Raw genomic sequence first — 24,467 nt, forward strand, 5'->3', positions numbered from 1 at the left:
CTGACAGGTAACTGGTTTGTTGGTTGTTTATCTAACGGTTCTTTCTCTCTCACAACAGTGTGCCTCTATAACAAACTAAATGGATGCAATTTGGCCACAAAACAAGGTCACATCAAAACGAATTATTTTCCGAGTCACATTCCATTTTGGAATTCGTTCTTTTGGTAGGGCCTTGGCCCTGAGGTATCTTCACTTTTTTTTGAATAATACTTCGAGCCAAAACCAGGGTATTACTGAACCATTCAGCCCGAAGAGCGAGTACTGATTGGAGCAAAACCTCAAAAGTGAAGATCCCCCAGGCCTTGGCCCAACTTGTTTCTAGGTCCACTTCTGAGTTGAATCGGGTCCATCGCGTAAGCAAGCCTAGTTGCTGGAGTCCTATGCATTTTCTAACTTAATTCCTTGCCAAGCTTGATGAATATCTGCAAGTAATAAATTCGCTTGAATCAACAATTCAAGGTCATTATGAAGATTTGCTTTCAAGAGAATTTGTTGGATATAGTCGTACAATTTTTCTAAGTTGTTGGCAATTTCGCCCCCTTTCTCATGATCTAGACTGACTTTTAAGCCTTCTATAATACTAATGGCTTTGCTAATGTGCGCACCTTTTTCGCTAATCTCTTGTCTCTGAATATTTCCTTGAGCTGTGGCGATGTGAGAGCGGGCACCTTGCAGTAATAAATGAATTAATTCGTGGGGAGTAGCAGACTCAACACGAGTTTGTAATTCAATGGATTTGTAATGTTCATGGGCCTGGGTATAAGGGTTTTTCATGGTCTAATTCCTTTTTTGATTGATTTGGGGCAGATTGGCCAATTGCTGTGTTAAAAATTGACTGGTACTTTGCATTCGCGACAATAGGGTATCTAAAGCGGTGAATTGCTTGGTGTAGCGCGTAGCAAGAGAGATGGCTCTGAATCCTAGCTGCTCACGTTGTTGGTCAATATCTTTTAAACTGTCCTTGATCAGCTCAGTTCTTGCAGAAAGATCGCCTTCGTCGCCGAGATAGGTTGATAGAAGGTTAGTGAATTGTACCGCTAACCCATCAGTAATATTAATATACCCACGGTCGCCTACACCGCCACCTAAAACTTCAAGCCTAAGCTCCCCAAATGGCCCAGTTCCTTCTAAAGTAATACCGTCAGGAGAAACAGCGTTCACTCCTCCTAGAGTCCCCGTCAAAGTATTTCCTGGAATAAAACTGTTAATCACTAAATCATAAAGACCGGCTTGCACATCAATGCCAAGGGATTTAACGTGTATGTTGGGATCGGTTGCGGTAGCGGATTTAGCAAAAAAATTGCCTATCGCCTGTGGATAGCTAGCTAGAGCGTTATTATAAAGATCACTATCCATGCTGAGTAAACCTTTTAAATCTGTTTTTATACCAAAATCGACAAGACTTTTTATTGGGCCTTGCAAATTATCGATAGGTCGACTTACTAGATTTGCCAAGTTGAATTTTAAAGCTCGTATACCCGCATCACTTTGCAAAGAACTTCCTTTTTTAGTTTCTTTGTTGTAACTAGTCAATGAATTCAAAGTCGTCATTGTGTCATTATATTGTTGAATAAATTCATTAACTATTGCGGTAGTTTGAGCTGGATTATTGGCCACTGTCATATTAACAGTGACGCCTGGTTGAGCTTGTAAAAGATTAAGTGTCACGCCTTGAATAGCATTTTGTAGCTGGTTAGAACTTTGTGTTAATAGCAAACCATTAATGTACACTAAGCTATCATTGGCTGCGATTGTTTGGGAAAGCGAATTGACCCCCTGTGTTGGATCATAAGCAAGAGCTGAAAGCCCAGAGAGATCACTATTATTCCCATCATTGTCTACGACAGAAATTTGCATGGCTGATGCAGTACCTGTGTTAGTACTCATCAAAGTCAGTCTGGTGCCTGAATTATCCTGCACAATAGCTGCTTGTACTCCAGAAGCACTGCTGTTAATCGCATCTTGTATAGCGAGTAAACTATCTTGCCCAGGAATAATATTAAGCGTTAACGGTGGTTGATTAGGATTTGCGGTAAAGACAGTGTTGTTATTACTATAGGATCCAAAATTAATCGTTATTGTTCCGCTTCCTACTGTTGAGGTAGAGCTAGGGAAGGGAGCAGAGGCTAAACTTTGCTGAGTTGCAAGCTGTTGAATTTGAATTTGATAATTACCTGCTATCGCTTCACTATTGTTCACAGATGCACCAAGGGCTGTTGTATTACTTATTGTGGTTGTTAAGGTCTGAAACTGACTAAGATCAGAAAATTTCAGCATAGTAGCCTGTAATTTTGCTAAAGCGCTATTAACTTGACCCAAAGCAGATAGTTGAGTACTCAAACTTGCTTCTTGTCGATCTAGTCTATTTTTATTAGGAGTAATTTCTGCCTTAACTAAAGCCTCCACTATTGCTTTAACATCAAGACCTGATCCAATTCCTGCAGATGATATACTGGGCACGCTCGATTTCCTTATCTTTTACCAAATTTAAAAAAAATTACTAAAAGCAAAAATTGTGCCAGTCAAACTTGCTCATCGACTGAATCACGAATTATCTGATCCAACAAAGCGATAAGTTGTGCGTATTCACTGGGAGATACCTTACGTATCACTGCTCCAGATAATTTTGTAGTGACTATTTGTAATAATCGACTTGCTTCATTAAGCGTTGTTTGCAGGGCCTCTTCTGAATCAGCTGTAGTTGTTGGAGGGGTTGTATTATTAAAAGTTGTAGTACCTTCCATGGTTTTTGTTGAGCCTAAAAGAGAAGAGTTAAGTATTGTTGGTAAGTCAACATTCATCATGCATCTCCTTATACCCTAAGAAGCAATGGGCATAAAAACATCATGCAGAGAAACCTGCATGATGTTTTAGATTATTGATTATCCGAGTAACTTCAGCACAGATTGAGGCAGGCTGTTTGCTTGGGCAAGCATTGCTGTACCTGCTTGTTGTAAAATTTGACCTTTCGTTAAGTTTGAGGTCTCTGCAGCGAAGTCTGCATCCTGAATTCGACTTCGTGCTGCTGAAAGGTTTTCTTCTACGTTTTGCAAGTTTGCAATGGTTAAATCGAAGCGGTTTTGCAACGCACCCATCGCAGCGCGGTTCGAGTTTACAGAAGTTAATGCAGAGTCAATTCGCAAAAGAGCTGACTGTGCTCCAGCTTCTGTCGTTACGTCAATGGTATTAACACCCAAGGTGTCTTTCGCAATTGCTGCAGATAAGCCGATGTTAGCTACAGTTCCACCAATAGCGATTGAGTTTACTGCGCTAATTGATAGTTCCCCACGCAATACAGCAGCGAATGGGCCGCCAGTGACTGTCAATCCGTCAGTACCTGCTGTAAAGCCGGTACCACTTTCAGTGACAGTAATGTTGCGTCCATCATTAGCAGTAAGAGTGATATCTCCACCATTCAGACTGGCAACAACACCAGTTTGACTACTTACGCTATTGATACCATCGCGCAATTGAGTGTTGCTCAATGCAGTAGAAACGTCAGTGTTAGTAAATACTGCCACGCCATTAAGAGTTAGGTTATAAGTGTCACTCGCAGTACCACCGATAGCGCCTACCGTTTGAGTACCTGAAGTAGAGGCTGTCACTTGAAGTCCAGCTATACCAGCACCATTAATAGCAGCTGCTTTAGCGTAAGCAGAAGTCGCATCTTGGCTAGCATTAGAACCGACAAATCCAGCACTTGAGTTAATGGCTACCGCAGCACCACCGCCGAGACTGATGGTTATATCCGTTGCAGCCGCAGCACCTACCGCAGTACCTGTTTGACTCGCAATCCCTCCAATTGCTGAAGACATAATGCTTCCAATCGAAAAGGTAATTGTTTGGTTAGCATTTGCTCCCACTTGGAAACTAGCGTTTTGGAATGAGCCATCCAAAATACGTTGACCATTAAACTGAGTATTTTGGGCGTTTCTATCCAATTCAGCTTGTAACTGAGTGATTTCTTGTTGAATCGCTTGACGGTCATCTGAGTTATTTGTTGAGTTAGCTGATTGTAATGCAAGCTCACGCATACGTTGTAAAATGCTAGTTGTTTCTTGCATTGCCCCTTCAGCAGTTTGCGATAAGGAGATACCATCATTCGCGTTTCGAATTGCTTGATCCATACCTCTTATTTGAGCAGTCATACCTTCGGAAATAGCCATACCTGCCGCATCATCTTTAGCGCTATTGATTCTTAAACCCGAAGAAAGTCTCTGGATCGCTGTTTGCATCATTTTTTGTGAAGCGGTCAAATTGCGTTGAGCATTGAGCGACATCACATTGGTATTAATCACTTCAGTCATGACTGAATTCTCCTCGACCTAAATCCCTAGGATTTGGGATTTCCCTTGTTATCGATAAATTTATCTATGAATTTATCGCACCCAAAAAGGTTATCGGTAGAAGAGGAAAAAACTTTAGGGTTAATTGCTGTTTTTATTAAAAAAAGTGAATGAAATCCGAGGCATATAAAGAGCATGGTGTGCAAAATATGTCATTTGTTAGTCTTGATGAATGACAATCTTATTAAAAAAATCAAAGTTGGCACCATTTATGAGTTAAAATCTAAAATGAGAGAATAAAATGTCTCCAGTCAAGTTTTGGATTGATGTGAAATTCAGCTTATTCACTCCAAGAAATACAAGCTCTAAAAAGAATTTCAGGTTATACTATTCGACATTAAGATTAATGGATCTTTGTATGAGTTGGTTAAAAAAATTACTACCTTCACGAATTAGAACAGCAACTTCTCAGAAAAAAGGGGTTCCTGAAGGGCTTTGGGTAAAATGTATAGGATGTGGCTCTGTACTATATCGCAGCGAACTAGTAAAAAACTTATCGGTATGTCCTAACTGTAATCATCATCACCGTTTATCTGCTCGAGAACGTATTGAACAGTTTTTGGATGAGACAGGCCAGGAGGAAATTGCGGGAAATTTAGAGCCTATCGATCGATTAAAATTTAAAGATTCTAAGAAATATAAAGATCGTATCAGCCAAGCGCAAAAAGCAACTGGAGAAAAAGAAGCATTAATTGTCGTAAAAGGCAATTTAAAGCACCAACCTGTTGTAGTCTCTGCCTTTGAATTTAATTTTATGGGCGGTTCCATGGGAGCCACCGTTGGTGAAAAATTTGTTAGAGCAATTAATGTTGCGACTGCCGAAAAACGTGCTTATATCTGTTTTACAGCCAGCGGTGGTGCAAGAATGCAAGAGGGCTTATTCTCATTAATGCAAATGGCCAAAACTGCAGCAGCTCTTTCTAAATTCGGAGAGACAGGATTACCTTTTATAGTTGTGCTAACCGATCCTACTATGGGCGGCGTTTCAGCGAGTTTTGCAAGTCTCGGAGATATTATTATTGCTGAACCAAATGCATTAATTGGCTTCGCAGGACCACGAGTGATTGAGCAAACTGTGAGACAGACCTTGCCTGAAGGGTTTCAACGAAGTGAGTTTTTGCTGGAACACGGTCATATTGATATGGTTGTTGAACGAAAAGCACTGCAATCAACGGTCGCAGAGATAATTGCAAAATTATCTCATCGTGATTTGAGCAATGAAGCCGTATAAAGATTTTACTCTTAGAGAATGGTTAGATTTTTTAGAAAATCGCCATTCGCAAGAGATTCAACTAGGTTTATCTCGGATTCATCAGGTCGCTGAATCACTTTCTTTGACCAATCCTCAAGCTAAAATCATCACAGTCGCGGGAACAAATGGGAAGGGTTCTACCGTGGCTATGCTTGAGGCGATATATTTAGCGGCGGGCTATCGGGTTGCTAGCTATACCTCACCGCATTTACTCGTTTTTAATGAACGTATTCGCGTTAATCAACAGCCGATTAGTGATGAGCTCTTATGTTTAGCATTTATGGCAATAGAGAAGGGGCGGGGGGATATCCATCTTAGCTATTTTGAAATGGCGACTTTGGCTGCTTTATGGCATTTTAAGCGGCAGCAATTAGATCTCATCATTCTTGAAGTGGGTCTTGGTGGACGATTAGATGCGACAAATATTATTGCTTCTGACTTAGCTATTATTACAACCATCGATTTAGATCATCAAGAATTCTTAGGAAATACAAGGGAAGAAATTGGTTTGGAAAAAGCAGGTATTCTGAGAGTGAATAAACCTTTTATATTTGCTGATACGAACCCACCCGAAAGCATAGTTAATCATGGATTAGCACTTAGTGCTTCGATGTATTTAGCTGAGCGTGATTACCATCATCGACTTAATAATGGTAATTTTGAACTTAAATTTCAAGGTGAATATCTTGTCTTCCCGCAACCTAAGCTTCATTCTAATTCAGTTGCTGCCGCGATGATCGCTAGCTTGCTTTTAAAAACAGAATTACCGTTGAATTATCCTCATCTAAAAGAAGCTATTGAAAAAGTATCTTTAGCGGGTCGATTGGAATTAAAGCAAAAAGAGGGTGTTACAATTTTATTTGATGTCTCTCATAATCCGCAAGCGGCGGAGTATTTGGCTGAGTTTATTAAAAACTACCATCCCAAAAAGACTGTTCATGCAGTCTTTTCAGCACTTAAGGATAAAAATATTTCCGGGATAGTTGCCCCTTTAAAAAATGTTGTTGATTATTGGTATCCGGCCTTGCTGACAGGTAAACGGGCAGCATCAAGAGAACAGCTCAATAAAGCCATGAGTCTGATTGGGGAGGAGGACTTACTCTGTCACGATGATCCAATCTCTGCTTATCAATCCGCTTGTAGTAGAGCAAATGAAGGGGATTTAATGGTAGTTTATGGTTCGTTTGTTACAGTGGGTATGGTTATGCAGGCCTTTACTTCAAAACGTAACCACTGAAAAACAAGGCTAGGTCTACGCGTTTAATGGTACTATTTCAATCCAAATTGAATCAAATTAACCCGTTTGGTAGTCGGGGGGATCTATTACGTTTATAATGGTGCGGTTGAGTTGACAAGTAGTTAGGTAAAAGCCTAAGCTGCTCATTTCCGGCTTTTTACATCTGGTATTGAAAAGTAGGAATAAGAGACTAGCTGTCAATATAACCCACAAATCCGAGGAGATATGATGAAACTAGTGATTGATGAGCGGGTTAAGCACCGGCTTATAGGTCTTGCTGTTATCTTATCTATAGCGGCTATTTTTGCACCTGCTATTATGAAGAAATCAAATCAGCGCATTGATGGTAATATGAGTGTTTCCGTCGAATTACCTCCAAAGCCGCTGCAACCAGATGTTGCTATGACCGAAAAAAACGCAATGTTTGAGAATGTGAAGGTTGCTCATGTTGAGCTGCCAGAGGTCGCTGAAGAGCAACCTGCTCCAGCCCTTGCCAAAGCTGAATCTCTTAGTCAAATGAAAGAAGTTAATCATCGTACAGTAGAATCTGTTGATCAGAATTTTGCACAAGACCGAGACTCACTACAAGTCGAAAACTTAGCAAGAGAAGATATGCCAGATGTAATGGAAAAAACAGCAGCTGCACAGATCAATAGGACTAATGTGGCAGTCGTTCATAAAATTGCCAAAGCAGAAACTTTTCCTCTCAAGATTAAACCGAAAGTGAAAGTCGTTGCTAAAAACAATAATAAGCCTGTAAAACCTGTAGTAAAATCAATTACAAAACCGAAATTATCAGTGGTGAAGCCAAAACCTATAAGCAAACCTGCCATTAAAAAAACTGCGAAAAATGCATTTCCTGTTAAGGGGAAATATGCTGTGCAGCTAGCGACGTTCACTCGATTACGTAATGCTGATTCTCTAATCTCAAAATTGAGAGGCAAAGGATATAAGGCAACCTATAACAAAGTAAAAACAAGCGAAGGAATTGTATATAAAGTCGTAGTAGGACAAATACAAAAGCGAGAACAAGCGCAGTTGTTACAAAAGAAATTAGCGAGTGCTGTTCAAATTAGAGGCTTTATCGTGTCTACGGATCAGGGATAGTTAAAATGTTGCATTGGGTCGATATAGCCATTATTGCAATAGTTGGCTTGTCAATGCTAACAGGAATGATTCGAGGGTTCGTAAAAGAACTCGTTGCGCTTTGTATTTGGGTTTTGGCATTCTGGTTAGCCTATAATTATTCGCAAAGTCTAGACCCTTGGTTACAAAAATATATTCAAGATAAAACAGCTAGGACCGTCGCTGCTTTTGTCTTTATTTTAATTGCTACTCTCATTGCTGGTGCAATTGTAAATGGCCTACTTAGCATTATTCTCAGACGTTCAGGCCTAAGTAGTACCGATCGTATACTTGGTTTGGCGTTTGGGTTTGTCCGCGGGGTATTTATTGTTGCATTGATTATGGTTGTTATAAAAATGACTTCGCTGCCCGTAGATCAATATTCGCGTGATTCCCAACTCTATGCTAAATTTGATCCCTTAGTAAACTGGTTATATTCTGCTATGCCAGATTTTATCAAAAAAGTAAAAATATTCGATGAGCAGAATATTAATATTAGAAAACCCATTGAGAATTTACAGAATAAGCTAATGCCGACTAGCTTGCTTGATACAAATGATTATGAATTATCGGATGGTTAGAATAGCTAGTGTGAATATAAGCCATTTTGTTTGATATATTGCATAATCGACTCAGGCAAATAATGACTCAAGTCCTTATTGTCACGAAGTTCTTTACGAACCCAGGTTGAAGAAAAATCGAAGTTTCCAGCATCAAAACGATAGATTGCACCATATTTTTGCTCACATATTGCTGTACTATCCTTGGTTTCATGCTTTATTAATAATTCTCTAATTAAATCAGAATGAGTTTTGTCATCAAATCCAGCCCGTTTAATGACTAATATATTTGCGAGTGTTAAAAGTTTTGTCCAGGCATGCCAATAGGGCAATTGACTAAATGCATCCGCGCCCATCAATAGAGTCAGAACAATCTGTTCCCCAAATTGTTTACGAAAATGTTGTAGACTATCTACCATGTAGGAAGGAGTATCTCGATTTATTTCAGATAAATCAATTTGAAAATTGAGTGTCTTATCTACAGTTGTTAAAGCTAGGTTCAACATATCAATTCGTTGAATTGGAGTGGCGGTTGCCTGATTTTTTAATAGCGGTGTTTTGCAAGGAAGAAATAAAAAGCGTTCGAAATTGAAATGATTTTGCACATTGATGGCTGTATTAATATGACCATTATGCGGGGGATCAAAAGTGCCACCAAATATAATAAGATTACGCAAAACTTCCTACCTGTTTAGCTAAACAAAGGGAGAGGGCAATTTGTTCTAATGCCTGCCAGATTTGATTATTTTGGCTTGATTTTATACGTTCATCAATAGTTTTACAAAATCGATGTAATTGAAATAAATGGGTTAGCTGAGTTCTTTTTAAAGCTGCATGATAAAGGTTTGCTTTTTGCGGCCATATTTTCAATTGGCTGCACGCAGTATTAAAGGGTAGTGCTTGATCAATGGTTTTTTCAGTCAACTGAATGAGCAGCCTTATTTCTTGAGTTAAGATCCATAAAACAAGAGTTGGTTCTACTTTACTCCTTGCTGCGTGACGTAGCAATTGAATAATTTTATCTGGTTTCTGTGTTAAACAGGCATCCACTAATTCAAAAAGTTGATACTCGCATTGATCTACCAACTGTTCTTGCACAAATTCCACTGTAAGACAGTCGTTTTTATCAACGACCAACTCAAGCTTTTCTATAACTTGAGCACAGGCATACATATTGCCTTGAGTATATTGGTGAATTAAAGAAGGAATTTGCGGTACAAATTTTAATGCTTTAGTTTGTAATTGCTCAAAAATCCAATGTTCTATTGCAAGATCATTGAGAGGATTCGCTTGCACTGCATGAACAAGCTCATTATTAATTAACCATTGTAATTGCTTATTGGGTAAATTAGGAGCACGTAAAAGCAGTAGGCATGAGGGATTAATATCCTGCAGATAACGAGTTAAAAACTCTTTTGCATGGGCATCGATTGTTTTTTTCTCATAGCGAATATCAATTAAAAAATGGTCAGAAAATAAAGAATAACTATTCACTTCTGTATCCAATAAAGCCCAGTCGGATGGATTATTCATGTGCAAAACAGTTTCTTCAGACTCTTGATTTACAGTTCGCCAGGCTAATTTAATTGACTCAGCAGCACTAGATAAAAGAAAGGGGTCTTGGCCAAATAAAATATAAACTGCTGCTAATTTCTGCTTTAAAATGGACGCTAATGCTTGTTGTTTAATGAGCATAATTGCCTCAGGATTTTGCTTTTCGATTTACATCATTTCGAGCGTTGCGATCTAACCCAGATTGATATTTTTTGGGTTGCCTCACTAGGTTTGCAATGACGTTTTAACTCTTTTTAGTTGCAGCTCCGTGATTCATAGGAAGTTTTTTGGTTTCGCGTCCTATACGATTAATGATTTGCATCGCTGCATCGCGACGCATTTCATAACTTATTTGCGATTCTTCAAAGTTAGAGCCTAAGATTCTGTCGTTGTTAACTGTTAATTGCCGCGTGATAAAAACATGTCCAGAGGGAATAATCTCCTCTCCTTTGGTTTTAACAAGCGCAAATTGTGCGTCGTAAATGAGTAGATATTGCCGAGGAGCAGTACTAGCTGCAACACTTGTCATTTGCTGTTGGATACCATCTGCTTTAATAATAAGCAAATAATCTGCTTGTGTCGGGTCAGGTACAACACGAATTTTATACGCTTCTAAGTGCTCTTTTAGCAGGGGGCCTAAATCGCGATGGGCATTCTCAATTACAATAGCCACACTATTGAGCCAAGAAGGCATATCATTTAAACCACGTAAGTGAAATCCACAACTACTTAGAAGTAGGGTAATAATAACAATTAAATATCGTTTTACCATCAACCTACTACCAAATTAATGAGCTGCCGATGCATGACCACCACTGCTTTCTTAACTGCTTTTCCTTGAATGAAGGATTGAACTTGTTGTTTTGCTAATTCAATGAGCTCGTCTTCTGGAGTATCGCTATCAGCGGTAAATTGCGCTCGTAGCTTCCCATTGATTTGCACAACAAAATCCAGCTCGTCAGTTTTTAAGGCGCTTTTATCTACTTTGGGCCAGCCGGCATCAATAATAATTTTATCAAAACCTAGTTGTAGCCAGAGGTGATGACAAATATGTGGAGTAATTGGTGCTAAAAGTCGAAGCAATATGTTCATTGCTGAGTGAAGAAAGTATTTATCTTCTTCAGACTTAATTTCATAACTCGATATTTCATTAAGTAACTTCATGCATCCGGAAACAACCGTATTAAATTGATGGCGCTCATAGTCAATATTCGCTTGTGCCAAAATTTGGTTTATAGCCAAGCGTGACTTTTTAAGACGATTTTCAGTGTTTTGCCAATCAATATGACCGTTGCCACCAATAATGGCATCATTAATATCGATAATTGTTTGTTGGTGTTGATAAGCAAAGGCCCATATTCGTTTCAAAAAGCGATGAGCACCCTCAACAGCGGTATCAGACCACTCTAGAGATTGATCAGGCGGTGCAGCAAACATAACAAATAAGCGCGCAGTATCTGCGCCGTAGGTGTCAATGAGGTGATTAGGATCAACAACATTTCCCAAAGACTTAGACATTTTGTGACCGTCTTTAAGAACCATTCCTTGAGTTAGTAAGGCTTTAAACGGTTCATCCGAATTAACAAGGCCTTCATCACGCATCAATTTATGAAAAAAACGAGCATAAAGCAGATGCATAACCGCGTGTTCAATACCACCAATGTATTGGTCAACTGGTGTCCAATATTTAGCACGGTCATCCAGCATAGCGTTGTCTTGGCCTTTACATGCGAAGCGAGCATAGTACCAAGAAGATTCGATAAAGGTATCAAAAGTATCGGTTTCTCGCGTTGCATCTTGACCACATTTGGGGCAGGTTGTTTGCACGAAGTCGCTGCAGTGGGCTAAAGGTGAGCCACTGCCGGTAAATTCAATATTTTCTGGTAAAGTAACGGGTAAATCTTTTTCAGGAACTGGCACAATTCCGCATTCTTCACAGTGAATCATGGGAATAGGGGTACCCCAATAACGTTGACGTGAAACACCCCAATCACGTAAACGATAATTAATGGTTAGCTTTCCTGCTTCATGCTTTTCGAGATAACTAGCAATAGCCTTCATCGCATCCGCTGAAGAAAGACCATCAAATTGGCCTGAATGAATGAGCTCACCTTCGGCGGTAAAAGCATCTTTTGCATAATCATGAACATTGCCATCGACGGGTTTTATGACTTTTTTCAATGGTAATTTATATTTTTGTGCAAATTCCCAATCACGTTGATCATGAGCAGGTACTGACATTACTGCACCAGAACCATATTGCATCAAAACAAAATTGGCAATCCAGACGGGTATTTCTTCTTCCGTTATAGGATGAATCGCTTTCATGCCTGTATCAATGCCGCGTTTTTCCATAGTAGCGAGGTCTGCTTCAGCCATACGTACACCTTGGCAGCTATCAATAAACGCTTGTACTTTGGAGTCATGGCTTGCTGCCTCTTTCGCAAGCGGGTGATCAGGGGCTACAGCAAGATAAGTTGCTCCCATGAGTGTGTCTGGACGGGTCGTATAGATTTTTAAGCGTTTAGGAAAGCCAGTCACCTTGAAGCTAATTTCACATCCTTCAGAACGCCCAATCCAGTTCCTTTGCATTTGCTTGACTTGAGCTGGCCATTCATCAAGGGTATCCAAATCATCTAAAAGCTCGTCGGCATAGGAAGTAATTTTGATGAACCATTGTGGGATTTCACGTCGCTCAACTAAAGCACCAGAGCGCCATCCACGGCCATCGACTACTTGCTCATTGGCAAGTACGGTTTGGTCGACAGGGTCCCAATTGACTACCGCGTTTTTCTTGTAGACTAAACCTTTTTCATAAAGTCTAATAAAAAACCACTGTTCCCAACGGTAATAATCGGCATCGCAAGTTGCAATTTCACGTTTCCAGTCATAGGCGTTACCCAATCTTAAAAATTGCTCCTTCATGGAGGCAATATTTTTTCTTGTCCATTCAGCGGGATGGATGCCATGCTTAATTGCAGCATTTTCAGCAGGTAAGCCAAATGCATCCCAGCCAATAGGTTGTAGGACATTTTTTCCCAAAGCACGGTGATAACGAGCAATAACGTCGCCTAAGGTGTAATTACGCACATGTCCCATGTGTAGCGTGCCGCTTGGATAAGGGAACATGGATAAGCAGTAAAATTTTTCTTTATTTAAGTCTTCAGAGACATTAAAAGATTGTTTTTTAAGCCAATATTGTTGCGCTTGTTCTTCTATTTCTCGTGGTATATAGCTGTTATCCATAGTCATAATGATAATTTCAGTAAGGCGGTAAGAATAACCCCTCTTGTACTCGGCAGCAATAGGTTAAGTGTTTAGTTTTGGTTTCTGAAATCGATAAACGATATAAACAAGTATAATTAATGCGCAAAATAGCAATATGGGTAAGTTGCCAAAATAAACCCAGGGCGTTAAACCAGTTGCTGGAAAAAGTTCCGCTTTAATAATTCCGGCAGTAAATGCCGGTAATGAAGTGATAATTTCTCCCTGTGTATTAATCACCGAAGATAAGCCATCATTATTAGCAACAACTTGATAGCGCGCTGTTTGAAGCGATCGAACTTGAGCCATTTGCAATTGTTGATACATGGCTAAAGAGTGTCCAAACCATCCATCATCACTGATCGATACTATCCACTCCGCTTTAGGTAATTGATGGCGTAGTAATTCCCCAAAAGCTAATTCATAGCAAATGAGGGTCGCTATGGGATGTTTTTGCACTTTAACCAGCGCTTGATTTCTTTTACCAGGTTTTAAATTAGCGTCAGGGATTGCTAGCCAATTGCTAATCGCCTGTAAGGGTTTGGGTATGTATTCGCCAAAGGGGACTAAATGTTGTTTTAAGTAAGAACCTTTGGCTTGACCTAATCCAATTAAAGCATTAAAAAAATAATTCTCATCAACCGTTGTCGGTTGGGGGATTCCTAACATAATTGCACTACCTGCTTGTTCAGCTCGGACATGTAGATCATTAAGAAAATCGACAACATAACTTGGCGGTAAGGGGATAGCTGATTCTGGCATCACAATTAGCTTTGTCCCAAGTAATTTATCAGTGTCTTGTTTATAACGCTCTAAAAGCTGCCAAAATAGATTTTCATCCCACTTGTCTCTCATGGATAGATTAGCTTGAATGATACCTACTGTTAATGGTTCAGTGCTTTCTTTGGCCCAATTGTGGTATTTGAGTAGGTTAGGTAATAAGAGTAGGGCCATAAAAGCGCTTAAATAAATATAACGTTTCGCGCCAATTTGCTGAATACTGGTGGTCAATAAGGTTGCAGCAAAGCAAGTTACTAATCCAACGCCAAATACACCTATGATGGGTAATAGGTATTTGCTGGGGGCATCAAATTGTCCGAAACCCAGTAGAAGCCAAGGAAATCCACTTAAAAAGCGTGAGCGGAAAAATTCAAATAAAATCCAAAGCACGCTGAACAGCAAACAAGAAAGCCAGGGAGCTTGCTGATTCACTAATTTTCGATAAACAAAGGACATTAGCGCGGGAAATAGTGAAAGATAAAGCAAAAAAATGAGGGTGATTAATGCTGAAATGAAACTATTGAGATGTCCATACTCATGGATGCTGACATAGACCCAGGAAGTGCCAAGTCCAAAATAACCTAAACCAAAAAAAAGTCCGTTAAAAAACGCATAACGACTGTGACCCTGACTCAGTTGGGCATAAAAAAGCGCAAGGCCTAAAATCGCAGAACCCGAAAAATGAAAAGGGGCAAAGCTAAGTGTTAAAAGCGTACCCGATAGAAAAGCACGCAAAAGATGGTTGTATTTTCTAGCTTTTGCTGAAATAAGAGCCAGCTTTTGAACTGTACTTGTTCGAGTCATTATAATTTTGTTGGATAAATGAAAGGGACGATAAAGTACTCGCTTGAAAAGGTCAAGATTTTTACAAAGAACTTCCTTGATTTTATTCTTTCCTAGAAATGGATGAGAGGATTTTAAGCGCTGTAATTGTATAAAGGACTACAAATAAAAATTAAATACCTAGCCATCGGAGGGTATTCAAATAATGATTTTTTGGTGTACGATGACGTCTCGTTTTACAATGGAGAAGGAATGTATGTACAACGTTATGATCACTGGCGCAGGAAAAATTGGGAGTTTAATCGCTTGTTTATTAGCCGATAGTGGCGATTATGAAGTCCATTTGGCTGATTTAGAGTTTTCGGGAACAGATGTTAACCGTTTATTGCAAGCAATGCCTGAAATTAAAACGGTAGCGCTTGATGTTAAAGACCTAGAGTCTACTCAAGCCTATTTAAACGAAAATAAAATTGTTGCTGTTATTTCAAGTCTTCCTTACTACCTTAATATCCACGTAGCTGAAGCCGCAAAAGCCGCTAAAGCGCACTATTTTGATCTAACCGAAGATACATCCGTCACCGAAGCCGTTAAAGCGATCGCTGCGGGTTCTGAAACCGCTTTCGTACCTCAATGTGGCCTAGCTCCAGGTTTCATTAGCATAGCTGCAAATAGTTTGATGAAAGAATTTGAGCACTGCCATCATGCAAAACTGCGTGTTGGCGCTTTACCACAACGTGCTAACAACGCACTGCAATATTCATTAACTTGGTCAACAGATGGCGTCATAAATGAGTATGGTAATCCATGCTATGGTATAGAAAATGGCAAACCCATCATTCTCAAACCTCTAGAAGGCCGTGAAACAATTCAAATCGATGGCTGTGAATACGAGGCTTTTAATACCTCTGGTGGGTTAGGTAGCCTTTCAGAGCTTTACTTAGGAAAAGTTCAAACTTTAAATTATAAAACAATGCGTTATCCAGGGCATTGTGAAAAAATGCGTCTTTTAATGAATGACTTAAAATTGAATGAAGATCGTGGAACTCTAAAACGTATTCTAGAGCGTGCTATTCCTAAAACTTACCAAGATATTGTTATCGTTTATGTGACTGTAGAAGGTATCAAGCAGGGTGAATTAACAGAAAAGAGCTATGTTAAAAAAGTATATCCTGAGGAAATTCGTGGACTTTATTGGTCAGCTATCCAAGTCAGTACTGCCTCGGGTGTCTGTGCAGTTGTTGATCTCGTGATGGGACAAACCAATGAATATCAGGGTCTTATTTTGCAAGAAAACTTCCGTTTAGCTGATGTGTTAGCTAATCGCTTCGGCCGTCACTACGCTTAGGAGAAACCGATGGATTTATTAAAACGTTTAAATATTCAAGAAATCAATCCCGGAGCTTTTAGTGGACATGGGTGGCATAGTGAAAACAATACTAGTCGTCTAGTTTCAATCAGTCCCGCCAATGGTGAAAAGCTTGCCGAAGTAGCAACTTGCTCCATGCAAGATTATCAACACATAATGGAAAGAGCGCAAAAAGCGGCTTTAGCCTGGCGAAAAGTGCCTGCTCCTCAACGTGGTGAGATAATTCGTCAGATGGGAGATGCATTGCGGGAACATAAAGATGTGTTAGGGAGTTTAGTTTCTCTTGAGATGGGAAAATCAAAACAAGAAGGCGATGGTGAAGTTCAAGAAATGATCGATATTGCTGATTTTGCAGTGGGTCAATCTCGAATGCTCTATGGCAATACTATGCATTCAGAACGTCCTAACCATCGGATGTACGAACAATGGCATCCTTATGGAATTGTTGGGGTTATCTCAGCATTTAATTTTCCCGTTGCTGTTTGGTCATGGAATGCGTTTATTGCCGCGATCTGCGGAAATGTGACGCTATGGAAGCCTTCCGCGAAAACACCTTTATGCGCAATTGCTGTGCAGCATATTTGCAATAAAGTATTACAAAAAAACAATTGCCCTGAAATTTTTTCGCTTATTATTCCAAGTTCACATGAAATTGCTAATTCAATGGTCGATGATAGCCGTATTCCCTTAATTTCCTTTACGGGTTCTACAGCGATAGGCAAACAAGTTGCTGCTAAAGTAGCAACACGACTTGGCAAAACTATTCTTGAGCTGGGTGGTAATAATGCGATTATTCTGGATAAATCAGCTGATTTAAATCTAGCAATACCAGCCATTGTGTTTGGTGCTGTGGGAACTGCAGGTCAACGTTGTACTTCTACCCGTCGGTTATTTGTGCATGAATCTATGTATCCTGAAGTAATCAAGCGCTTGCAGCATGCTTACGAGCAAGTCACTATTGGTGATCCCCTTGATAGTAAAAATCTAATGGGACCATTGATTGATGAGAAAGCAGTCCATCAATTTAAACACGCCATTGTTCGAATTAAAGAAGCGGGTGGGCAAGTGGTGTGTGGTGGTGAGCTAATAAAGCGGCCCGGTTATTTTGTTCAGCCTACCTTAGTGACTGAGGTAAAAAATGACTGGGAAATCGTGCAAGAAGAAACATTTGCACCAATTCTCTATGTCATGGCTTATAACAGTCTAGATGAGGCGATTGCTTTGCAAAATGGAGTTCCTCAAGGTTTATCCTCAGCGATGTTTACCCAGGATCTCAAGAATGCCGAATATTTCTTAAGTACTCTCGGCAGTGACTGTGGTATTGCTAACATTAATATCGGTACTTCAGGTGCTGAAATTGGTGGTGCTTTTGGTGGTGAAAAGGAAACCGGCGGTGGACGCGAATCAGGCTCGGATTCGTGGAAAGCTTATATGCGCCGTCAAACAAACACTATCAACTGGGGTAATGCCTTACCATTGGCTCAGGGTATTCGCTTTGATTTGTCTTAACTATTGAGGTGGGGGACCTTAAGCCAGGAATTCGAGCCTGATTCAGATGCTAGGAAGGTTGGGTGAAAGCTTGAGGTATCTTCACTTTTTTTTGAATAATATTTCGAGCCAAATCCAGTGTTTTACTGAACCGTTCAGCCTGAGGAGGAGCCAGCGACGTCTCGAAGGCCTGTCCTGAGGCACTCGAAGGTTGCTCTGCACCAAGGCTTCGAGACAGCGCTACGCGCACCCGAGCATCCTGAGGCTCTCGAAGGACTCAGCCCGAACGGATCGAGCTACTGATTGGAGCAACACCTATTTTTGTTCAAAAAAAAAGTGACGCCCCCCAGGGTGAAGGCCCATTGCCGTCAGGCTAATGGTGATTTTCATCTCCCCAACCTTCTCCCGTGAAGAATGCTATCCGTTGTTCAGATTCGTTGCGTGGGAGAAGGCTTTACCGCTGATGTGGTTGCTTCGTTGTTATAATAGCATTACTCTAGATAAAACATCTCTAAACTCCATATTTCAACAAAGGACGTGAATCATGCAGGAACCATTTTATATCAAAAAAGTAGCTGTTCTTGGTGCTGGTGTTATGGGGGCACAAATCGCAGCACACTGCGTGAATGCAGGAATTGAAACCTTGTTGTTTGATTTAGCGTCGAAAGAAGGTTCTCCCGATGCATTGATTGATAAAGCTATTGCTAATCTTGGTAAATTAAAACCTGCGCCTTTAGGAACACCACAGGCAGCTGCTTTTTTGCAAGCTAAAAACTATGAGCAAAATTTAAATGATTTGGCTGATTGTGATTTAGTCATCGAAGCCATTGCAGAGCGCTTAGATTGGAAAGAAGATTTATATCGTCGTATTGCTCCCCATTTGAACAAGCATTGTATTATAGTGAGCAATACTTCTGGTTTAAGTGTTAATCAACTCAGTACAGTATTACCTGAAACGTTTCGCGAACATTTCTGCGGCGTACATTTCTTTAACCCACCACGCTATATGCATTTAGCTGAGTTAATACCTGCTGACTCTACAGCGCCGCATTTATTAGATCATTTAGAAACTTGGTTAACTAGCCGACTCGGAAAAGGGGTTGTGCGTGCCAAAGATACTCCTAATTTTATTGCCAATCGCATTGGTGTTTTTTCTTTATTAGCAACGATACATCATGCTGAAAAAATGAAATTAGGTTTGGATGAGGTTGATGCGCTGACAGGTCCTTTGCTAGGTCGACCAAAATCGGCCACATTCCGAACCATGGATGTTGTTGGTTTAGACACGATGCAACATGTCGTTCGTACCATGGAAGAGCAGTTAGAAAATGATCCCTGGCATGATAGTTTCAAATTACCAAAATGGCTGGTTGGACTGATTAAAGAAGGGCATTTAGGACAAAAATCGGGCCAGGGGATTTATCGTAAAAATGGTAAAGCCATTGAGGTATTTGATATTGAGTCTGGTAATTATCACCCAGCAAAAGCTGAGGTTAGTCAGGAATTAAAAGGGATTATGAAAACCTCAGATCCCATACAACGCATGCAATTATTGATGGCCTCTAACGATAAGCAGGCAAAATTTATCACCGCTTGTTACCGTGATCTATTTCACTATTGCGCCTATCATTTACAAGACATTGCAAACAATGCGCGTGATGTTGATTTAGCCCTTCGTTGGGGATTTGGATGGCAACAGGGGCCTTTCGAAACTTGGCAAACTGCTGGATTTTCGGAAATGCTGGAAAGTATAAATAAAGCGATAGCCTCTAAAGAAAATTTAAGCGAAGCTCAATTACCTGATTGGTTGAATAAAATAGATGGTTTTTACAGTAATAAAGGCGCCTATTCACCTCAAGAAAACGAATATAAGCCTCGCAGCCCGTTAGCAGTTTATCATCGCCAATTTTTCCCTGATCGAGTATTAAAAGAAACTTCACATCCAAAATCAACTCTATTTGAAAATGAGGGAGTTCATTTATGGCATCTTAAAGACGATGTCGCCGTAGTTAATTTTAAATCGAAGGCAAATACAATCGGGCAAGCGGTGTTAGACGGTCTACATGAAGCCATAGAAAAAGCGGAAAAGGAATGCAAAGGACTCATTATTTATCAAACTGATCCATCGAATTTCTGTTCTGGAGCTGATTTGCGGGGTGTGGCTGAATTAATACAAGCAAAAAAAATGAATGCCTTGGATGAGATGATTAGTCAATTTCAACGAGTAGCTATGCGCTTAAAATACTCAATGATTCCAGTAGTCGCAGCACTTCGGGGTCGTGCGTTGGGCGGTGGTTGTGAGTTAATGATGCATTGCGATTCTGTGGTGGCTGCTTTCGAATCTTATCCAGGTTTAGTCGAAGTTGGTGTAGGTCTGTTGCCAGCCGGTGGTGGCTGCAAAGAAATGGCAATGCGTGCAGCGGGTAAAACACAAGAGGCGGATTTAATGGCCTTCATCCAACCTTATTTCCAGCAGATTGCTACAGCATCCGTTGCAGGATCAGCTGCTGAAGGAAAACAGTTTGGTTATTTACGTTCTACCGATTTTTGGCTAATGCATACGAATGAAGTCTTGTACGCGGCTTTGGCTGAAATAGAAGCCTTGCAAGCTGCTAATTATCAACCACCATTAAAAGCTCGATTTAAAGTGGCAGGTCGTGAAGGTCATGCGCGCTTGCAAGCCGGATTAGTCAACTGGCTTGAAGGTGGCTTTATTTCTCAACACGACTATTATCTTGCCAATCAAATAGCAAGAGTTATTTGTGGTGGCGAAGTGAATCAAGGTGAGTTAGTTGATGAGAAATGGATGCTTCATTTAGAAAAAGAAGCATTTATGGCACTCGCAGCGAACCCTTTATCACAAGCTCGTATTGCTCATCTTTTAGAAACTGGCAAACCATTGCGCAATTAAGATAGGAGATTTTAGCTATGACAAATGTATACGTAGTTGATGTGTTACGTACTCCTGTTGGTAAAGCGCCAAGAGGGGTATTTAAAAATACAATGCCGGATGATTTATTGGCACATACTATTAGGACACTAAGAAATCGTAACCAAACAGTGGATTGGCAAGCGATTGGGGACGTGGTCATCGGTTGCGCAATGCCTGAAGCAGAACAGGGAATGAATGTGGCGCGTATTGCTTTATTGCGTGCTGATTTACCCCAGTCAGTGCCGGGAATGACGATCAATCGCTTTTGTTCTTCTGGTGTCCAGAGCATTGCAACCGCAGCAGCTTCTATTCGCCAAGGCGATATGTCACTTGCTTTAGCCGGTGGTGTTGAATCGATGTCAATGGTGCCTTTAGGCGGCAATAAATATACTGCTAACCCTGAAATTTTTAATGATGAACATGTAGCGATTGCTTATGGAATGGGTATTACTGCGGAGAATGTGGCAAAGCAATGGGAAATAACTCGCGAACAACAAGATGAATTCGCAGCAGAAAGTCATCGACGTGCAGTAGCGGCCCAGCAACGTGGAGATTTTAAAGCGGAAATTACTCCTGTTGAGATTACGGTACGTCATGCCAATTTACAAACCTCAGAAGTAGTCGATAAAAAAAGAATCATTTCTGAGGACGAGGGTCCACGTGCTGATACCTCCTATGAGGTAATTTCACGTTTGCGCCCGGTGTTTGCTTTAAAGGGTACTGTCACCGCGGGTAATAGTTCTCAAACCAGTGATGGTGCGGGGATCGCTTTATTAGCGTCTGAACAAGCACTTAAAGACTATGATTTACAACCAATGGGACGTTTACTGAGTTATGCGATTGCGGGTGTGCCTCCTGAGATCATGGGTATTGGGCCTATTAGTGCTATTCCTTTAGCCTTGAAAAAAGCGGGGATAACCTTAGACCAGCTTGATTGGATAGAACTTAATGAAGCTTTTGCTGCCCAGTCCTTAGCGGTTATTAAGGAGTTGGGATTGCCAAGAGATAAAGTAAATCCTTTAGGTGGGGCAATTGCTTTAGGTCATCCTTTAGGAGCGACTGGTACTATCCGCACGGCAACTTTGCTTCATGGACTGCGCCGAACAAAAGGACGTTATGGTATGGTCACCATGTGTATTGGTACTGGTATGGGCGCCGCTGCGATTTATGAAGCTCTTTAAATTGCATCTAGCCGCGCATTGTAAGGCAGTGAACCTTACCGCTAGGTTCATAACCCTTTTTTCTATTTAAAATGAACCCCGTGGTCGATTCACGGGGATCGACAGCTTGCAATGTGAGCAACATTTTAGTGGGTCTTTTGAAAGAGATAGTGGTGATTTCTAAAAGGCTTTATTCAATCCCTGAATATGAGCAATCACGCACGATTTTAAACCTTGCAATGAATACCCGCCTTCTAAAACCGAAACAATACGACCATGACAGTATTGATCAGCAATTTTTTTTATATTTTCAGTAATCCATAAATAATCATTTTCTGTGAGTAACAAGTTAGCCATTTCATCGTCAATATAGGCGTCGAAACCTGCTGAGAAAAATATTAATTCGGGTTTAAATTCTTTTATTTTATCAAACCAAAATTCTGCAGTTTTTTGTTGAAAAACTTGACTGCCCGTACCGGCAGGAAGAGGAATATTAATTATATGAGAGCTTTTGGTATCTGCGCCGCTAAAAGGATAAAAGGGATGTTGAAAAGAAGAGCAGTATAAAACGCGCGGATCATTGCGAAAAATATCTTCTATCCCATTGCCATGATGGACATCAAAATCAACAATGGCAATGCGTTTAAGTTGGTAGTGCTCCAAGGCATAGGATACTGCAATTGCGACATTATTAAAAAAGCAAAATCCCATAGCGTTTCCTCTTTCAGCATGATGTCCAGGCGGGCGCACATTACAAAAGGCTTGATTCACTTCTTGATTGAGTACTAAGTCAACACCTAAAATAGCTGAACCAGCAGCACGCAGAGCTGCAGTTAACGAATATGGATTCATATAAACATCTGGTGCGTAGTCAATTATTCCTCGCGCAGGGGAGGCATGAAATAGGTTGTTAATATGCTCTTTACTATGTACCGCCAATAAGTGGTTTTCTTTCACTAAAGGCGCCTGATAATTTTTTAGAATTTGCGATAAGCCACTCTGTTTCAATTGCTTTCCAATAACTTGGACACGTGCTGCCTGCTCAGGATGAAAGGGTCCCATGTTATGTAATAAACAATCTGAATGAGAAATAATAGCAATAGTCATAAACATCAGCTTTTTTACCCTGTTACTTATATTGTAGAATCTTTTATCGGTGACTTTTCGACATGACAGGAAGCAATTGCCTGTGGTATCCTTCCACACTCTAAAATTCTTAATATTTTTCTAGTAGCTATCACAATATTTAGCCAGATTTATTTCATATGATTAAGAGACTAAATAATGAGTAAAAGACGCCAACGCTTACCGTTAACAATTAAGACAGCAGAGATTGAAAAGTTTAGTCACGATGGTCGAGGCATCGCTCGAGTTGATGGTAAAACTACTTTTATTCAGGGCGCGCTTCCTGGAGAACAAGTTTCATTTCAATACACCCGCATGAAAAGTGATTTTGACGAAGGAAAGCTAGTATCCATTTCTACTGCTTCCACTGCGCGCGTGGAACCCCGTTGCCCGCATTATAATCTCTGTGGCGGATGTTCACTGCAACATCTGAACGAACAAGCTCAGATTCATGAAAAACAAACTTTACTGCTTGATTTATTGCAACGTATTGGCCATTGTGAACCCGAAAAAATTCTTGAGCCATTAACCAGCAATCATTGGCATTATCGCAACAAAGCACGTCTCAGTGCTCGTTACGTAGAAAAAAAACAAACTGTTTTAGTGGGATTTAGAGAGAAAAATAATCCACGATTTATTACTGAAATTAATCAATGTCCAGTTTTAAATGCACAAATTGATCAACAAATCGTTAACTTACGAGAATTAATTAATTCCCTTGATGATCCAAACATCATTGCTCAAGTAGAAGTTGCAGCAGGGGATGAGGAGATCGCTTTAATTTTTCGTAATTTGAAGCCTCTTAGCACTAACGATGAAGAGAAACTTCGCCATTTTGGTTATGAATCCAAATTTCGTTTGTTCCTTCAGCCAGGCGGGGTTAATACGGTCACTTTATTTTATCCTGAAGATGGCCAAGAGTTTCTCCGCTATGCGTTGCCGAATGAAGGCGTTCATTTCCAATTCCATCCCACCGATTTTACTCAGATTAATGCAGGCCTCAATCGATCAATGGTTTCTCTGGCACTGGAATTGATGGCTTTAACTGAAGACGATGTGGTCTTGGATTTGTTTTGTGGGCTAGGAAATTTTTCTCTTCCACTGGCTAAACATTGTGCTAAGGTGATTGGAGTTGAAGGCAGTGATACAATGGTTTCACGCGCTAAAATGAACGCAGAATTAAATAATTTAATGAATACGCAATTTTTTTGCGCTGATTTAGAACAAATTAATACATTATCGACACTATTTAAGCAGCAATTTACTAAACTTTTAATTGATCCGCCACGATCTGGTGCATTAGAAATTGTAAAACAAATCAATAAACTTAATCCTCAACGACTTGTTTATGTTTCTTGCAATCCAGCTACTTTGGCTAGAGATAGTGATATTTTAGTTAACCACAAAGGATACCGGTTAAAAGCAGCGGGCGTTATGGATATGTTTCCACATACTGCACATGTAGAATCCATCGCCTTATTTGAAAAAGGATGAA

At 40.3% G+C, this 24,467-nt stretch carries 20 protein-coding genes; 9 read left to right on the top strand and 11 right to left on the bottom strand.

Annotated features, from left to right (window positions below):
- Positions 1-378: 378 nt before the first annotated feature.
- From fliS to Ldro_RS03540, 4 genes are all read right to left on the bottom strand, one after another.
- On the bottom strand, positions 379-774 hold the full coding sequence (fliS, locus tag Ldro_RS03525; RefSeq protein WP_058495049.1) for a flagellar export chaperone FliS: 396 nt from the start codon (positions 772-774) through the stop codon (positions 379-381).
- Positions 775-777: 3 nt separating this feature from the next.
- Positions 778-2,460 (bottom strand): flagellar filament capping protein FliD, encoded by a 1,683-nt coding sequence (fliD, locus tag Ldro_RS03530; protein WP_058495050.1) that lies wholly within the window; start codon positions 2,458-2,460, stop codon positions 778-780.
- A 62-nt stretch (positions 2,461-2,522) separates the two neighbouring features.
- The gene (locus Ldro_RS03535; protein ID WP_131764424.1) at positions 2,523-2,804 is read right to left on the bottom strand and encodes a hypothetical protein; all 282 of its coding nucleotides are present in this window, start codon (positions 2,802-2,804) and stop codon (positions 2,523-2,525) included.
- 78 nt (positions 2,805-2,882) lie between these two features.
- On the bottom strand, positions 2,883-4,307 hold the full coding sequence (locus Ldro_RS03540) for a flagellin N-terminal helical domain-containing protein (protein WP_058495052.1): 1,425 nt from the start codon (positions 4,305-4,307) through the stop codon (positions 2,883-2,885).
- A gap of 397 nt (positions 4,308-4,704) precedes the next feature.
- On the opposite strand from Ldro_RS03540, the gene accD reads away from it, so the two are divergent.
- From accD to Ldro_RS03560, 4 genes are all read left to right on the top strand, one after another.
- The gene (gene accD / locus Ldro_RS03545) at positions 4,705-5,577 is read left to right on the top strand and encodes an acetyl-CoA carboxylase, carboxyltransferase subunit beta (RefSeq protein WP_058495053.1); all 873 of its coding nucleotides are present in this window, start codon (positions 4,705-4,707) and stop codon (positions 5,575-5,577) included.
- Entirely contained in the window at positions 5,564-6,835 is a 1,272-nt protein-coding gene (folC, locus tag Ldro_RS03550) for a bifunctional tetrahydrofolate synthase/dihydrofolate synthase (protein ID WP_058495054.1), read from the top strand. The genes accD and folC overlap by 14 nt, the downstream gene beginning before the upstream one ends.
- 225 nt (positions 6,836-7,060) lie before the next feature.
- Positions 7,061-7,942: an SPOR domain-containing protein gene (locus Ldro_RS03555; RefSeq protein ID WP_083497890.1), complete on the top strand. Its 882-nt coding sequence runs from the start codon at positions 7,061-7,063 to the stop codon at positions 7,940-7,942.
- 5 nt (positions 7,943-7,947) lie between these two features.
- Complete coding sequence (locus Ldro_RS03560) at positions 7,948-8,541, top strand: CvpA family protein (RefSeq protein WP_065235895.1); 594 nt, start codon at positions 7,948-7,950, stop codon at positions 8,539-8,541.
- Positions 8,542-8,546: 5 nt separating this feature from the next.
- On the opposite strand, the gene nadD is transcribed toward Ldro_RS03560, so the two are convergent.
- The 5 genes from nadD to lnt all read right to left on the bottom strand — a co-directional run bounded on the left by nadD (position 8,547) and on the right by lnt (position 14,922).
- On the bottom strand, positions 8,547-9,197 hold the full coding sequence (nadD, locus tag Ldro_RS03565; protein WP_058495056.1) for a nicotinate-nucleotide adenylyltransferase: 651 nt from the start codon (positions 9,195-9,197) through the stop codon (positions 8,547-8,549).
- Positions 9,190-10,215, bottom strand: coding sequence for a DNA polymerase III subunit delta (holA, locus tag Ldro_RS03570; protein WP_058495057.1), 1,026 nt, complete (start codon positions 10,213-10,215; stop codon positions 9,190-9,192). The genes nadD and holA overlap by 8 nt, the downstream gene beginning before the upstream one ends.
- Positions 10,216-10,318: 103 nt before the next feature.
- The gene (locus Ldro_RS03575; protein WP_058495058.1) at positions 10,319-10,846 is read right to left on the bottom strand and encodes an LPS-assembly lipoprotein LptE; all 528 of its coding nucleotides are present in this window, start codon (positions 10,844-10,846) and stop codon (positions 10,319-10,321) included.
- The gene (gene leuS, locus Ldro_RS03580) at positions 10,846-13,320 is read right to left on the bottom strand and encodes a leucine--tRNA ligase (protein WP_058495100.1); all 2,475 of its coding nucleotides are present in this window, start codon (positions 13,318-13,320) and stop codon (positions 10,846-10,848) included. Before leuS ends, Ldro_RS03575 begins: the two co-directional genes overlap by 1 nt.
- 63 nt (positions 13,321-13,383) lie before the next feature.
- A complete protein-coding gene (lnt, locus tag Ldro_RS03585; RefSeq protein ID WP_058495059.1) occupies positions 13,384-14,922 on the bottom strand; it encodes an apolipoprotein N-acyltransferase in 1,539 nt (512 codons plus the stop codon).
- 235 nt (positions 14,923-15,157) lie between these two features.
- Between lnt and Ldro_RS03590 the strand changes: the two genes are divergently transcribed.
- Both Ldro_RS03590 and amaB read left to right on the top strand, forming a co-directional pair.
- Entirely contained in the window at positions 15,158-16,246 is a 1,089-nt protein-coding gene (locus Ldro_RS03590) for a saccharopine dehydrogenase family protein (RefSeq protein ID WP_058495060.1), read from the top strand.
- Positions 16,247-16,255: 9 nt separating this feature from the next.
- Positions 16,256-17,776: an L-piperidine-6-carboxylate dehydrogenase gene (gene amaB / locus Ldro_RS03595; RefSeq protein ID WP_058495061.1), complete on the top strand. Its 1,521-nt coding sequence runs from the start codon at positions 16,256-16,258 to the stop codon at positions 17,774-17,776.
- Between the two features lie 49 nt (positions 17,777-17,825).
- Here amaB and Ldro_RS03600 read toward each other — a convergent pair whose 3' ends face one another.
- Complete coding sequence (locus tag Ldro_RS03600) at positions 17,826-18,005, bottom strand: hypothetical protein (RefSeq protein ID WP_058495062.1); 180 nt, start codon at positions 18,003-18,005, stop codon at positions 17,826-17,828.
- A gap of 294 nt (positions 18,006-18,299) precedes the next feature.
- Between Ldro_RS03600 and Ldro_RS03605 the strand changes: the two genes are divergently transcribed.
- Positions 18,300-20,666: a 3-hydroxyacyl-CoA dehydrogenase/enoyl-CoA hydratase family protein gene (locus Ldro_RS03605; RefSeq protein WP_058495063.1), complete on the top strand. Its 2,367-nt coding sequence runs from the start codon at positions 18,300-18,302 to the stop codon at positions 20,664-20,666.
- 17 nt (positions 20,667-20,683) lie between these two features.
- The gene (locus Ldro_RS03610) at positions 20,684-21,868 is read left to right on the top strand and encodes an acetyl-CoA C-acyltransferase (RefSeq protein WP_058495064.1); all 1,185 of its coding nucleotides are present in this window, start codon (positions 20,684-20,686) and stop codon (positions 21,866-21,868) included.
- A 159-nt stretch (positions 21,869-22,027) separates the two neighbouring features.
- On the opposite strand, the gene Ldro_RS03615 is transcribed toward Ldro_RS03610, so the two are convergent.
- Positions 22,028-22,954 (bottom strand): histone deacetylase family protein, encoded by a 927-nt coding sequence (locus Ldro_RS03615; RefSeq protein ID WP_058495065.1) that lies wholly within the window; start codon positions 22,952-22,954, stop codon positions 22,028-22,030.
- A 177-nt stretch (positions 22,955-23,131) separates the two neighbouring features.
- Between Ldro_RS03615 and rlmD the strand changes: the two genes are divergently transcribed.
- Positions 23,132-24,466: a 23S rRNA (uracil(1939)-C(5))-methyltransferase RlmD gene (gene rlmD, locus Ldro_RS03620; protein WP_058495066.1), complete on the top strand. Its 1,335-nt coding sequence runs from the start codon at positions 23,132-23,134 to the stop codon at positions 24,464-24,466.
- Position 24,467 lies beyond the last annotated feature (1 nt).

It is taken from the genome of Legionella drozanskii LLAP-1 (genome assembly GCF_001467585.1).
In the GTDB taxonomy this organism is placed as follows: Bacteria; Pseudomonadota; Gammaproteobacteria; order Legionellales; family Legionellaceae; genus Tatlockia; species Tatlockia drozanskii.